A 13,396-nucleotide genomic window follows, 5' to 3' on the forward strand; every position below is an offset into this window, starting at 1 on the left:
CCCCCCCCCCCCCCCCTCCGCCGGGTGACGGCCACTCAGGAGCAGCTGAAGCGCGCCGCGCCCCAGTCGCCGTGGTCGCCGGTCTTGGACCCGTTGGTGTCAGTGACCTTCAGGCGCACATGCCGTGCCCCGGCGAGCGCCACATCGACCGGCACGGTCTCCGACGCCCCGGTCACCTTCGGTGAGGTCCACAGCACCTTGCCGTCCGCCTCCACGGAGAAGGCGACCTCGCCGTACCCGTTGATCTCGTCGTCGATACCGGCGTCCGCCGTGAACCGGGAGCACTGTCCGCCGAGGTAGACCTCGATGTCGGAGTCGGCGTGGGTGCCGATCCCCTTCTCGTACGTCTTCCCGGCCAGCGTGAGCGGGTGTCCGTCGGCCGCGCCCGACTCGCCGTTGCTGCGGTCGCGCTCGGCGGGGCCGTAGCCGTTGGCCGCGTTCAGCCACTCCATGTCGCTCGCCCAGGTCTCCCCGCTGGGCGGCGCCGGCATGACGGTGACCGCCAGCCGCCCGGTGGCCGTGCGGGACTCGCCCGCCGACCGGTAGCGCGCGAGGGCGGTCAACCGGGCCTCACCTGCCTTCGCGTCCTTCGCCGGAGTGACCTGGACCTCGACGCGGCGGGTGGTGCCCGCCGGTATCCGCTTCACGGGCGCGGCGGGGGCGGCCTGCCAGCCCTCGGGGACGTCGAGGGTGAGGGCCGCGTCCGTGACGTCCGCCTGGCCGGCGGTGATGTCGACGGCGACGGTGCCCGGGGCGCCCGCGCCGGTCTCCTGGCCGCGCGGGGCGGAGACGGTGGCCGTGGCGGCGGCGTTCCGGCCGCCGACCGCGCTCGCGTTCTTCAGCTTCACGGAGAACTTCCGGTCCGTGGGCAGCGGTGCGGTCTTGATCTTCACCACGCCGCCCCGGTCGTCCCGGTCGTAGAACCAGCCCTGCTCCGCCTTCGCGTACGCGGCGGCCGAGGTGAGCCGGGGCAGCTTGCCGCCCAGCTGGACCGCGCTCGGCTGGGAGCCGGTGTGCACGGTGAACTCGTACGGGCGGCTGCTCTGCCTGCCCTTGAACGTCCCCTTGCTCGCGCCGATGTCCACGGTCACGTCGCCCGAGCCCCGGGCGGGTGCGCGGACGTCGGCGGTCTGCGTGGCGTACGCGCCGTCGCGGTGCTCGCGGGTCACGCCGTCGTCCTCGTACAGCGTGAACGAGGAGCGGCCCTGCGGGTAGATGTCCCAGGCGAGCGGGGAGCCGGCGGTGCGGTCGGTGTACGAGCGGATGCCCGGCCACATCGGCACGCTCGCCCCGGCCTTCACGAACAGCGGCAGGGTGTCCAGCGGGGCGCTGTAGTCGTCGAGGGTGACGGGGCCCCGGTAGGTGCGCCCGGTCCAGTAGTCGGTCCAGGTGCCCTCCGGCAGGTAGATGCCGTCGCGCTCGGTGCTGTCCTCGTAGACCGGGGCGACGAGGAAGTCCTCGCCCGACATGAACTCGTACTTCGCGGCGTCGGTCGCGGCCTTCGGGTCGTCCGGGTACTCCAGGACCAGCGGACGGACCATGCCGACGCCGGTCTCGGTCGCCTCGTGGGCGTAGGAGTACTGGTAGGGCAGCAGCGACTCCTTGAGCTTGAGGTAGTCGCGGTTGATGGAGGTGTACGGCTCGCCGTAGCGGAAGGGCTGCTTGTCGCTGGCCGCCCAGCCGTCCATGGTCATCGTGGTTCCCAGGAACATCTTCCACTGGAGGTCACGGGTGTACGTCTTGGCGCTGCCGCCGAAGATGCCGTCGACGTCGCCCGTGGTGTAGGCCAGGCCGGACATCGTGGCGCCCGCGTAGGTGGGGATCTGCCAGCGGATGTAGTCCCAGGTGCCGTACTGGTCGCCGGACCACTGCACCCCGCAGCGCTGCGCGCCGGCCCAGCTCTCGGGGGCGTACGTGAAGCCGCGCGCGTCGCTGTTGGCCTCGATGCCCGCGTAGGCGTCCTTGCAGCCGTCGAGGGCGAACTTGTAGCCCGCGCCGACCCAGGCGACGTCCAGCTTGGCGACGCGCTGTCCGGCCTCGACCTGGTCGCCGAGCTTGTCGATGCCGTCCTCGGTCCACAGACCGGCCTGCATGCCCCGGTCCTGGAGGCCCTTGGCGGTCTCGGCGAGGTTCTCGTAGCCGCAGCCGTAGCCGTCGTTGACGAGCATCCAGCCGTTGGGCATGTCGTTGTCGAGGTAGCCGTCGGCGACCTTCAGCGCGTCCAGGGTGTGCCGCTCGCCCCGGTTGGCGTTGTGCAGGTAGCAGTCGGCGTCGCCGATCTCCATGCCGTAGACGGGCGGCAGGAAGGGCTTGCCGGTGAGCTTCGTGTACTGGCCGATGACGTCCTTGGCGCTGTCACCGGCGAAGTAGTACGCGTCGAAGCGCCGCTCCTTCTCACTGGTGGTCACCGGGTCGTTGAAGGCGTAGGTGCCGGGCGCGAAGGTGTTGCGGAAGACGCCGTAGCCGGCCGAGGAGAGGTAGAACGGCACCGAGTTGGGGTGACCGCCGTCGTCCCAGTCGTAGTCGACGCCCACCTCGACGGTCTTGCCCCGGTGCGAGGTGTTGCCCCTTCCGTTCTGCATGCCGGCGCCGTAGAACTGCTCGTCGGCGCCTCGGGCGAGGGTCTGAGTGGTCTGCTCGGCGTCCCAGCTCAGCCCCTTCGCCTCGGACCACACCCGGCTGCCGTCGGCCCGGTACAGGGCGAACCGCAGAGGCGACTTGTAGACACGGAGGGTGATACTCCGGGTGGACAGCTCGTAGCGGTCGCCGCGCTCCTTCCAGCGGGTGCGGGGCGGGGCGCCCTGCGGGAGCACGATGGCGTCGCCGGCCGGGTCCTCGAAGGTGCCGTCGGGGGCGAGTTCGATACGGAAGGTCTCCTCGGAGACGAAACCGACCCGGACCTTCGCCGCCCCCGCCGTCAGGCGGTACACGGCCCCGTCGGCCGCGAAGCCGGTGAGATCGCCGACCGTCGTGGAGGCGGGCTCCGCCGTGTCGGCGGCCCGGGCCGCCCCCGGTCCGGTGAGTACGGCGAGGAGTCCCAGCAGCGCTGCAACTACCGCCGATCTGATGCGCGTTGATGATTGCATAGAGCGCTTTTAGCGCAGCACCGAGCATTTGACCATGGACAAAACGGAACCGGCCCCGAACTTCGTGAAGAAGTCCGGGGCCGGTGAAGTCGGCTGCTACGACGGAGAGTTACGGATACACGCCCTAGAGGGCCACACCGAGGAGGGCGTCCACGGTACGGGAGACGAGACCGGGCGCCCCCTCGTCCGTACCGCCCTCGGCGGTCTGCCGCTCGGCCCAGCGGTCGACGGCGGCCAGCGCCGCCGGGGCGTCCAGGTCGTCGGCGAGGGCCGCGCGGACCTCCTCGACCAGGGCGTCGGCGGACAGCCCGTCGGGGCGGGAGACGGCGGCGCGCCAGCGGCCGAGCCGCGCCACGGCGTCGGCGAGCACCTGGTCGGTCCACTCCCAGTCGGAGCGGTAGTGGTGGGCGAGCAGCGCCAGGCGGATGGCCGCCGGGTCCACGCCGTCACGGCGCAGCGCGGAGACGAAGACGAGGTTGCCCTTGGACTTGGACATCTTCTCGCCGTCCAGAGCGACCATCCCGGCGTGCACGTACGCCTGGGCGAAGGGGTGCTCGCCGGTCAGCACCTGGGCGTGCGAGGCGCCCATCTCGTGGTGCGGGAAGGCGAGGTCGGAGCCGCCGCCCTGGACGTCGAAGCCCATGCCGAGGTGGTCGAGGGCGATGGCCACGCACTCGATGTGCCAGCCGGGCCGGCCGGCGCCGAGGGAGCCGCCGTCCCAGCTCGGCTCGCCCTCGCGGGCGGCCATCCAGAGCATGGGGTCGAGCGGGTTCTTCTTGCCGGGGCGCTCCGGGTCGCCGCCGCGTTCGGCGGAGAGCAGGCGCATCGCCTCGGCGTCGAGGTTCGAGACCTCGCCGAAGTGCGGGTCGGTGTCGACGGAGAAGTAGACGTCGCCGTCGAGCTCGTAGGCGGCGCCCGCGTCGCGGAGCCGTTCCACGAGCGGCACGATGCCGGGTATCGCCTCGACGGCTCCGATGTAGTGGCGCGGCGGGAGCATGCGGAGTGCGGTCATGTCCTCCCGGAACAGGGCCGTCTCGCGCTCCGCGAGCTCGGTCCAGTCCTGTCCGTCGCGTACGGCCCGCTCCAGCAGCGGGTCGTCCACGTCCGTCACGTTCTGGACGTAGTGAACCTGCCGCTTGGTGTCGAGCCACACGCGCTGCACGAGGTCGAACGCGTTGTAGGTCGCCGCATGACCCATATGGGTCGCGTCGTACGGCGTGATGCCGCAGACGTAGATGCGGGCGACGGGACCGGGGTCAAGGGTGATCCGTCCGCCGGTCGCGGTGTCGTGGATCCGAAGGTCGCGGCCCTTGCCGGGCAGGGCGGGGACCTCAGAAGCGGGCCAGGCATGCATGCCACGAGCGTAACCGGATGCGGCTTCCGGATACGAACCGGAGGGGTGATCCTGACCGAAGAGGCACTCTTGCGCCGCGGCGCCCGGCGTGCATCGGGGCGGGCCGGGTGTCAGACGGGCGGCCAGGGGATGGCGGGCCACTCGCCGCTGGGCTGCCGGTGCAGCCCGGTCGTGCGCAGGCCGCCCACGCGGGCCCGCAGGGCCTCGATCTCGGCCGCCGTGATGAGTTCGGCCAGCCGGGTGACCAGCGGGGCCCCCGGCTCCAGCTCCGCGGCCAGCCGGTCCAGGACCTCGACGGCCTCCGGGGTCAGGGGCTCGCCCGCCCAGCCCCAGAGCAGGGTGCGCAGCTTGTCGTCGGCGTTGAAGGTCACCCCGTGGTCGATGCCGTAGAGCCGGCCGCCGGGCGCGGGCAGCAGGTGTCCGCCCTTGCGGTCGCCGTTGTTGATGACGGCGTCCAGGACGGCGAGCCGCCGCAGCCGGGGGTCGTCCGCGTGCACCAGCAGCGCGGTTCTCCCCTCGCCCACCTCGGCGAACGCCACGGCCTTCCAGCCCTCGCCGGGCTCCTCGTCCTCGACGAGCGCGAGCAGCCCCGGCTCGTCCTCGCCCGGTTCCTCGGCCTCGATCCACAGCTGGCACATGCCCCGGCCGTACGGTCCGTCCCGCAGCACGGTCGGGGGGACCAGGCCCCAGCCCATGGCCTCGGAGACCTCATAGGCGGCCACCTCGCGCTGGGCGAGGGTGCCGTCGGGGAAGTCCCAGAGCGGCTGCTCGCCGGCCACGGGCTTGTACACGCACGTCGCCTCCTCGCCCGCGTGGGCGACGGAGCAGTACAGCACCGCGTTGGACGCGCCACGGACCTGCCCGAGGACGGTGAGGGTGCCCTCGGTCAGCAGGGCGACCTGCTCCGCGTCGGTCAGGCGCCCCGGCGGTATCCGTTCTGGCGCGGGCATACGTGTCCTTCCGGGTCGAGCGGCAGGCTGCACAGCGGGCAGGGCGGGCGGCCGGCGTTCACCACGTCCAGGGCGCGCTTGGCGAAGGCGCGGGCCTGGGCGCCGGTGAGCCGGACGCGGAGCATCGGCGGGCCGTTCTCCTCGTCCTGGAGCAGCCGCTCCTCGGCCTCGGCCAGGTCCTCGACGGATTCGGCGTCCAGCTCGACCAGGGCCTGCGCCTCGACGATCATGCGCTGCTCCTCGCCGTCCCAGGCGAGCGCCATGGTGCCGACGCGGAACTCCTCCTCGACGGGGACGTCGAGCGGCGCGGTGTCCGTGACGTCCATCGGGGCGACGGCGGGCACCGGGGAGTTCCCGCCGGTGCGGCGCACGACCTCGTCGAGCAGTTCGTCCACGCGCTCGGCGAGTGCGGCGACCTGGGTCTTCTCCAGGGCCACGCTGGTGACACGTCCGCCTGAGGATGCCTGGAGGAAGAAGGTACGGCGTCCAGGCAGCCCGACCGTGCCGGCCACGAAGCGGTCCGGGGGGTCGTAGAGGAACACCTGACGGGACACGTCCTGTCTCCCTTGAGAGTCGACGGGCAGATGAGGGTGGGCCGGAGCCTCGGAAAGCGTTCTACGGCGCGTCCACCCTACTGCGCGCGGCGATCACGGCGCCCCAGCGCCGCCCCCTACCGTCGCGTCCTGCCCGGCGGCGGCGTCCGGAACCGGTTCGCGGGGCGCGAGTCCGGCGAGGTCGCCCGTGTCGCCGAGGCGCAGCAGATAGGGGCGGAGCCTCGTGTAGCGGATCGCGGTGACCGAGCACGGGTCGGCGTGGACGCGCTGGAAGAGGTCCAGGTGCATGCCGAGCGCGTCGGCGACCAGGGACTTGATGATGTCGCCGTGCGAGCACATGACGTAGACGGCGTTCTCGCCGTGCTCCGCCTCGATCCGCGCGTTCCACTCCCGTACGGCGTCGACGGCGCGGGCCTGCATCGCGCGCATCGACTCGCCGCCGGGGAACGCGGCGGCGGAGGGGTGCTGCTGGACCACGGTCATCAGCGGCTCGTCGGTGAGTTCGGCGAGCTTGCGGCCCGACCAGTCGCCGTAGTCGCACTCGCTGATCCGGTCCTCCACGTGCAGCGGCAGGTCCGGGCGGGCGGCCAGCAGGGGTTCCAGGGTCTCCCGGCAGCGTTGCAGGGGGCTGCTGACGGCTGCGGCGAGCGGCAGTGCGGCCAGCCGTCCGGGGAGCGCGGCGGCCTGTGCGGCGCCGCGCTCGTCGAGGGCGACGCCGGGGGTCCGGCCCGCGAGCACCGCCGCCGTGTTGGCGGTCGACCGTCCGTGGCGTACGAGGATCAGGGTGGGCATGCCGTCCAGCGTACGGGCGCGGCCCGGCTTCCCGGCGGGGCCAATGGTGCATACCGGTCCTGAAGCAGGGAAGAATGCGCGCCGTGATTGTCGACTGCGCCATCTACCGCGACGGACGCCGGACCGAGGGCCCCGCCGACTTCTCCGACGCGCTCGCACAGGCGCGGGAGTCCGGCGACGCGTTCCTCTGGATCGGCCTGCACGAGCCGACGGAGAAGGAGTTCGACCTCGTCAGCAACGAGTTCGGGCTGCATCCGCTGGCCGTGGAGGACGCCCTCTCCGCCCACCAGCGGCCGAAGCTGGAGGTGTACGACGACTCGCTGTTCGCGGTGATCAAGCCGGTCCTGTACGACCACGACAGCGACTCGGTCACCACGCACGAGCTGATGGTGTTCATGGGCGACTCGTTCGTCGTGACCGTGCGGCACGGCGAGGGCGCGCCGCTGGCCGCCGTGCGCCGCCGCCTCGAAGCCGAGCCCGAGGTGCTGCGGCACGGGCCGACGTCGGTCCTCTACGCGGTGAGCGACGCGATCGTGGACCACTACATAGACGTGGCGGGCGAGCTCCAGGTCGACCTGGAGGAGCTGGAGACGCAGGTCTTCGCGCCGAGCGGTACGGACGACTCCAAGAACACCGCGGCCCGCATCTACACCTTCAAGCGCCAGGTGCTGGAGTTCCGCCGGGCGACGGTCCCGCTGTCCGCGCCGATGGCCCGGCTGGCGAGCGCCGGGGTGCCGTTCGTCCAGGAGCACGCGCAGCCGTTCTTCCGGGACGTCCAGGACCACCTGACCCGGGCGAACGAGCAGGTGGAGGGGCTGGACCGGCTGCTGTCCGACATCCTGTCCGCGCATCTCGCGCAGATGGGGGTGCGGCAGAACGACGACATGCGCAAGATCTCCGCCTGGGCGGCGATGGCCGCGGTGCCGACGATGGTCGCGGGGATCTACGGCATGAACTTCGAGCACATGCCGGAGCTGCGGTGGGTCGGCTCCTACCCGTTGGTGCTGCTGCTGATGGCGGGGGCGGTCGTGGGCCTGTACCGCCAGTTCAAGCGGCGCGGCTGGCTGTAGCGCCCCGGGACCTCAGGCGTACTCGGGCGCGGGCGTCGCGGGTCCGCCGAGGGCGTCGCGCCGGGCGGGCGGTGCCAGGCTGACCATGCGCCGCCAGCCGCCGAGGCGTTCGTACGCGTACATGGCGTGGATGCCCGCGGCGAGCACCCCGGCCTTCGCCCGGGACCAGCCGAGCGTTCGGCCCATGTGGTCCATGACGGCGAGGCTGACGTCGCGGTAGATCCGGATCTCGGCGAGCGCGCACTCGCGCAGGATGCGCTGGATCGTGCGGCCGTGGCCGGTCCGCGCGAAGCGCAGCAGCTCCTCGTGGCAGTACGCGAGGTGGTTGTCCTCGTCCGCGGAGATCATCCGGACCGCCCGGCCGAGCTCGGGGTGGTCCGCGAAGTGCTTGTTCAGCAGCCGCATCTGCTCGGACGCGCGCTGCTCGGTGACCCGGCTGTGGGCCAGGTACGTGATGATGTCGCGCTCGGTCAGGGGCTCGTCGCGGCTCAGCTGCTCGTGCGCGAGTCCGATGCCGTGGCGCTCCAGGAGCATCGTGTAGTCGGTGTCCGGGGGGACGGGCGCGGGGTGCAGGCCGCGCTTCTTGAGCAGGGCGATGAAGATCCTGCCGTGCTTGTCCTCGTCGGCGCCGTGCCGGGCGATCTTCGGGGCCAGTGGGCGCTGGCTCGCGGGGACGAGGGCCGCGATCCGGCCGTTCTCCCAGCCGCCCTGCGACTCTCCGCTGGCCGCGATGGAACAGAAGAGCCGGAACGAGTCGTCGTTGTCGAGGATCTCCTGGAACAGGTTCTTTGCCGAGAGCATCACTGCCACCTCCGTGCCGGCGTCGCCGAGCGCAAGTCAACGGCGCCGGGCGGGGGCGGGCAACAGGAGCGGGCGGCGGCTGGGCCGGAGGGGTGACACCGGAGCGGATGAACCGTTTTTGCGTGGACCCGTAACCCCGTCGCGCCGGGCGCGTTGTTCCCCGTGACGGCCGTGGCGGGGAGGACCCCCCGAGCCCCCACCACGGCCGCAGAGCCTCCCCGCGCTACGCGAGCCCGGCCCGCTCCAGCGCGTCCGTCCCGGCCCGCAGCGCGGTGATCCGCTCGTCGAGCGTGAAGCCGGCCGGGGCCAGGGTCAGCGTCGTGACCCCCACCTCCGCGTACGCCTGCATGCGCTCGGCGATGCGGTCCACGGACCCGAGCAGCGTGGTCTGGTCGATCAGCTGGTGCGGTACGGCGGCCGCCGCGCCGCTCTTGTCGCCGGAGAGGTACTTCTCCTGGATCTCGGCGGCCTCCTTCTCGTACCCCATGCGCTGGGCGAGCCGGTTGTAGAAGTTCTGCTTCGCGCTGCCCATGCCGCCGACGTACAGCGCGGTGTACGGGCGGAACATGTCCGCGAGGCCGGGGATGTCGTCGCCGACGGCGAGCGGCACGGTCGGGCAGACGTCGAAGCCCTCCATCGTCTTCCCGGCCTTCTCCCGGCCGGCCCGCAGATGGCTGACCGCGGTCTCCTCCAGGTGCTCGGCCGACGGGAAGATCAGCAGGGCGCCGTCGGCGATCTCGCCGGTCTGCTCCAGGTTCTTCGGGCCGATCGCGGCGATGTAGAGCGGGATGTGCTCGCGCTGCGGGTGCACGGTCAGCTTGAGCGGCTTGCCGGGGCCGTCCGGCAGCGGGAGCGTCCAGTGCTCCCCCTCGTACGAAAGCCGCTCGCGGGTCATCGCCTTGCGGACGATGTCGACGTACTCCCGGGTGCGGGCCAGCGGCTTGTCGAACTTGACGCCGTACCAGCCCTCGGAGACCTGCGGGCCCGACACGCCGAGGCCGAGACGGAACCGGCCGCCGGACAGCGAGTCGAGCGTGGCCGCCGTCATGGCCGCCATCGCGGGCTGGCGCGCGGGGATCTGGAGGATGGCCGAGCCGACGTCGATGGACTCAGTCTGGGCGGCCACCCAGGCCAGCACGGTCGGCGCGTCGGAGCCGTACGCCTCGGCCGCCCAGCAGACGTCGTAGCCGAGCCGGTCGGCCTCCTGCGCGACGGCGAGATTGTCGCCGTCCATCCCCGCGCCCCAGTAGCCGAGATTGATGCCGAGCCGCATAGCCGAACCCCTTACCGATCAGTAACGTCCCTGAGTTCCGGACTCTAGCGCGCGGGAGCGCGCTCCGGCAGGGGGCCGCCCGCGCGCCGGTCGTCCACAGCCCTGCGACGCGTGCGCCCGCGGCCAGTAATCTCAGCGCCCATGGAGCAGAGGCATCTGGGCCGCACCGGCCTTCGTGTGTCCAGGATCGGGCTCGGCACCCTCACCTGGGGCCGGGACACCGACGAGCACGACGCTGCCGAGCAGCTGAAGGTGTTCTGGGAGGCGGGCGGCACGCTGGTCGACACGGCCGACGTGTACGGCGGCGGCGAGGCCGAGTACCTCCTCGGGCGGCTCGTGGACGGCCTGGTGCCCAGGCGCGACCTGGTCATCGCGACCAAAGCGGGCAGCGTCGCCGACCCGTACCGCAGGGTCGACGCCTCGCGCGGGCACCTGCTGGCAGCCCTCGACGCCTCGCTGAGCAGGCTCGGCACGGACTACGTGGACCTGTGGCAGCTCCACGCGTTCGACCCGGAGACCCCGCTGGAGGAGACGCTCCAGGCGCTGGACCTCGCGGTGACCTCCGGGCGCGCCCGCTACGCCGGGGTGTCCGGCTTCTGCGGCTGGCAGCTCGCGAAGGCCGCGACCTGGCAGCTCGCCACGCCCGGGGCACGCACCCGGCTCGCCGCGACGCAGATGGAGTACTCGCTGCTCCAGCGCGGCGTGGAGCGCGAGGTGCTGCCCGCCGCGCTCGACCTCGGCGTCGGCCTGCTGCCCTCGTCGCCCCTGGGCCGGGGCGTGCTGACCGGCAAGTACCGCACGGGGACGCCGGCCGGCTCGCGTGGCGCGTCCGAGCTGCTGGCGCCCTTCGTGGAGCCGTACCTGGACGACGCGGCGGGCCGCATCGTGGACGCGGTGTCGACCGCGGCCGACGGCCTGGCCACCACACCCGTCCAGGTCGCCCTGGCCTGGGTCCGGGACCGGCCCGGCGTCGCGGCCCCGATCGTCGGCGCGCGCAACGCGCAGCAGCTGACGGAGGCGTTGTCAGTGGAGACGCTTAGTCTTCCTGACGAGATCTGCCAGGCGCTGGACGACGTGTCGGCGCCCGTGCACCGCTATCCCGACCAGGACTGGAGCACGCTGTGACCGCGCTACCCCGGGACGAATCCCCCGGCGCCGACACCGCCGCCGACCCGGCCACCGCCGACGCGACGGACCCGGGCGACACCCCCGTCGCCGAGGAGGCCCCGGCGGGCGCCGGTGACGAGACCGAGGGCGAAGGCGCACCCGCGGTGTCCGAGGCCGGTCCCGAAGGCGCACCCGCGGCGTCCGGTGACGAAGCCGAGGGCGAAGGCACACCCGCGGAGTCCGAGGCCGGTCCCGAAGGCACACCCGCGGCGTCCGGTGACGAGACCGAGGGCGAAGGCGCACCCGCGGTGTCCGAGGCCGGTCCCGAAGGCGCACCCGCGGTGTCCGAGGCCGAGGCCGAGATCGCCGCTCAGCGTGAGTTGCGGGAGCGGATCGAGAAGCGGAAGGCCGAGAAGGACGGGCCCATCGAGGCCGGGGGGAAGCTGAGCGGGACCGCGGCCGATCTGCTGGCGGCCGTCCGGGCCGTGGAGAGCGGGCAGAAGCCCGCCACGGCGTTCTACGACTCGCCCGCGCCGACGCCCGCCCGCCGGACCGCCCCCGCGCCCGCTCCGGTACGGGAGCGGACCCCCGAGCCCGCCCCCGCGCTCAGGGCCGCCTCGCCCGAGAGCGCGGCCGCCGTGGCCGCCGTGCTGTCCGCCGGCGGGGCTCCCGCGGCCCTGGCCCGGCCCGCCGCCGCACTGCTCGGGGACCGGGCCGCCGAGATCCTGCGCGAGGACCCCTGGCAGCTGCTGGCCCTGCCCGGCGTCGGACCCGAGCAGGCCGACGGCTTCGCCCGGGCGCTGCTGGGCGCGGCCTGCGGGCCCGACGACGAGCGCCGCACCGCCGCCCTGACCGGCTGGGTCATGGAACGCGCGGCGCTCCGGGGCCACACCGCGCTGGACGCGGACCAGGTGCGCGAGGCGCTGGCCGGCCGGGGCGTGGGCGACCCCGCGGCGGCCGTGCAGCACGCCGTGGCGGAGGGCGTCGTGCTGGTCTTCCAGGACGGCCCGGAGGATCAGGCCGACGCGGACGAGGACGACACGGAGGGGGTGGGCGAGGCCGCCGCCCCGGGTCCCGTGCTCCTCGGCCTCGACCGGTACGCGCTGGCCGAGGAGAGCCTGGCCGACGGCCTGGCCCGGCTGGTCGACGGCGGCGACGGGGAGGCGGACTGGTCGGAGGCGGCCGCCGCCGCGCCCTCTCCGTCGGCCGCCGAGCTGATCCGCGCGGCCGCCGCCCACGGTCTCGTCGCGCACACGGGCGGCGAGGCGGCGCGGGCCGAGCCGGCCGCCCTGATCGCCGCCGCCCGGGGGCTCGGCCTGCGCGCCCTGGGCGCCGCGCACAGCGTGGACGGCCGCCGGCGGCTCGCGCAGGACATCGGCGCCCCGGAGGCGGCCGTCACGCTCGCCGGGCTGCTGTCGGGCGCCGAGGAGCCGGGGCGGGACGAGGAGGGGGCGCTCGCGCTCGACCTGCTCGTCGTGCTGGACGCGCCCCAGCTGGACGTGGAGACCGGCGCGATGCTGGTGGAGTCCCTGGCCGACGGCGTCCGGCTGGTCCTCAGCGGCGACCCGGGCGTGCTGGGCTCGGCGGGCGCCGGTCAGGTGTTCGCCGATGTGCTGGCCGCCCGCGCCTGCCCCCGTGTCGCCTCCCGCACCCCGGACGCCGGACCGATCGGCGAGCTGGTCTCGGGCATCGGAGCCGGTGAGCTGAACCAGGTGGCGGCGCCGGGCAAGGAGGTCGTCATCGTCCCGGTCCGGGACGCCGGCGAGGCGGTGCACCGCACGGTGCAGCTCGTCGCCGACTCGGTGCCGCGCGCGATCGGGGTGCCGTCCGGCGACACCCAGGTCATCACGGTGGGCCACGGCGGCGCCGCGGGCACCCGGGCGCTGAACGAGGCCCTGAAGCAGCGGCTCAACCCGGGCCCCGGCCGCTTCGGCGGCTTCGACCCGGGCGACCGGGTCGCCCATGTGCCGGCGCCGGGGCGGACGGTGCCCGGTGTCGTCGTGTCGGCGGACGCGGAAGGCCTGCGTCTGGACTGCGCGGGGACCCCCGTCGTCGTACCGCAGGAGCGCGTGGCCGATTCCGTGCGCCACGCGTGGGCGCTCAGTGCCCATCAGGCGGCCGGGATGCGGTGGCCGGCCGCGGTCGTGGTGCTGCCGGGCGACGCGGCGCGCGGGCTGAGCCGCCCGTGGGTCTACACCGCGTTCGGCCGGGGCGAGCGCCACCTGTCCGTGGTGCACGGCGTCGACCAGGCCCTGCCGCACGCGGTGGCCGAGGTGCCCGCCCAGGAGCGCACCACACGTCTGCGGGCCCTCCTGGAGGCGTCCCAGCGGTCCCAGGAGTCCCCGGAGCCGCAGGAGCAGTGAGAGCGCCCGGAGGGCCCCCGCGGACGCCTGGCGCGTCCGCGGGGGC

The 13,396-nt window shown here is 73.6% G+C and carries 10 protein-coding genes; 3 read left to right on the forward strand and 7 right to left on the reverse strand.

What is annotated here, in order from left to right; translation table 11 throughout:
- Positions 1–35: 35 nt before the first annotated feature.
- The 5 genes from ACN6LM_RS35400 to ACN6LM_RS35420 all read right to left on the reverse strand — a co-directional run bounded on the left by ACN6LM_RS35400 (position 36) and on the right by ACN6LM_RS35420 (position 6,736).
- The gene (locus tag ACN6LM_RS35400; protein WP_445069532.1) at positions 36–3,086 is read right to left on the reverse strand and encodes an NPCBM/NEW2 domain-containing protein; all 3,051 of its coding nucleotides are present in this window, start codon (positions 3,084–3,086) and stop codon (positions 36–38) included.
- A 124-nt stretch (positions 3,087–3,210) separates the two neighbouring features.
- Positions 3,211–4,440, reverse strand: a complete 1,230-nt coding sequence (mshC, locus tag ACN6LM_RS35405; RefSeq protein WP_445069533.1) for a cysteine--1-D-myo-inosityl 2-amino-2-deoxy-alpha-D-glucopyranoside ligase — start codon at positions 4,438–4,440, stop codon at positions 3,211–3,213.
- 110 nt (positions 4,441–4,550) lie between these two features.
- Positions 4,551–5,390: an SCO1664 family protein gene (locus ACN6LM_RS35410; RefSeq protein ID WP_445069534.1), complete on the reverse strand. Its 840-nt coding sequence runs from the start codon at positions 5,388–5,390 to the stop codon at positions 4,551–4,553.
- Complete coding sequence (locus tag ACN6LM_RS35415; protein WP_383296820.1) at positions 5,354–5,944, reverse strand: DUF3090 domain-containing protein; 591 nt, start codon at positions 5,942–5,944, stop codon at positions 5,354–5,356. Before ACN6LM_RS35415 ends, ACN6LM_RS35410 begins: the two co-directional genes overlap by 37 nt.
- 93 nt (positions 5,945–6,037) lie before the next feature.
- Positions 6,038–6,736, reverse strand: a complete 699-nt coding sequence (locus ACN6LM_RS35420; RefSeq protein ID WP_445069535.1) for a histidine phosphatase family protein — start codon at positions 6,734–6,736, stop codon at positions 6,038–6,040.
- A 74-nt stretch (positions 6,737–6,810) separates the two neighbouring features.
- On the opposite strand from ACN6LM_RS35420, the gene ACN6LM_RS35425 reads away from it, so the two are divergent.
- Positions 6,811–7,806 (forward strand): magnesium and cobalt transport protein CorA, encoded by a 996-nt coding sequence (locus ACN6LM_RS35425; protein ID WP_445069536.1) that lies wholly within the window; start codon positions 6,811–6,813, stop codon positions 7,804–7,806.
- A gap of 12 nt (positions 7,807–7,818) precedes the next feature.
- On the opposite strand, the gene ACN6LM_RS35430 is transcribed toward ACN6LM_RS35425, so the two are convergent.
- Together ACN6LM_RS35430 and ACN6LM_RS35435 are read right to left on the reverse strand one after the other, a co-directional pair.
- Positions 7,819–8,607, reverse strand: a complete 789-nt coding sequence (locus ACN6LM_RS35430; RefSeq protein ID WP_445069537.1) for a ferritin-like domain-containing protein — start codon at positions 8,605–8,607, stop codon at positions 7,819–7,821.
- Between the two features lie 223 nt (positions 8,608–8,830).
- Entirely contained in the window at positions 8,831–9,880 is a 1,050-nt protein-coding gene (locus ACN6LM_RS35435; protein WP_164400099.1) for an LLM class F420-dependent oxidoreductase, read from the reverse strand.
- A 141-nt stretch (positions 9,881–10,021) separates the two neighbouring features.
- Between ACN6LM_RS35435 and ACN6LM_RS35440 the strand changes: the two genes are divergently transcribed.
- Together ACN6LM_RS35440 and ACN6LM_RS35445 are read left to right on the forward strand one after the other, a co-directional pair.
- Positions 10,022–11,005, forward strand: coding sequence for an aldo/keto reductase (locus ACN6LM_RS35440; protein WP_445069538.1), 984 nt, complete (start codon positions 10,022–10,024; stop codon positions 11,003–11,005).
- Positions 11,002–13,350, forward strand: a complete 2,349-nt coding sequence (locus ACN6LM_RS35445; protein ID WP_445069539.1) for a helix-hairpin-helix domain-containing protein — start codon at positions 11,002–11,004, stop codon at positions 13,348–13,350. Before ACN6LM_RS35440 ends, ACN6LM_RS35445 begins: the two co-directional genes overlap by 4 nt.
- Positions 13,351–13,396: the final 46 nt, after the last annotated feature.

Source organism: Streptomyces sp. SAS_281 (assembly GCF_052542855.1).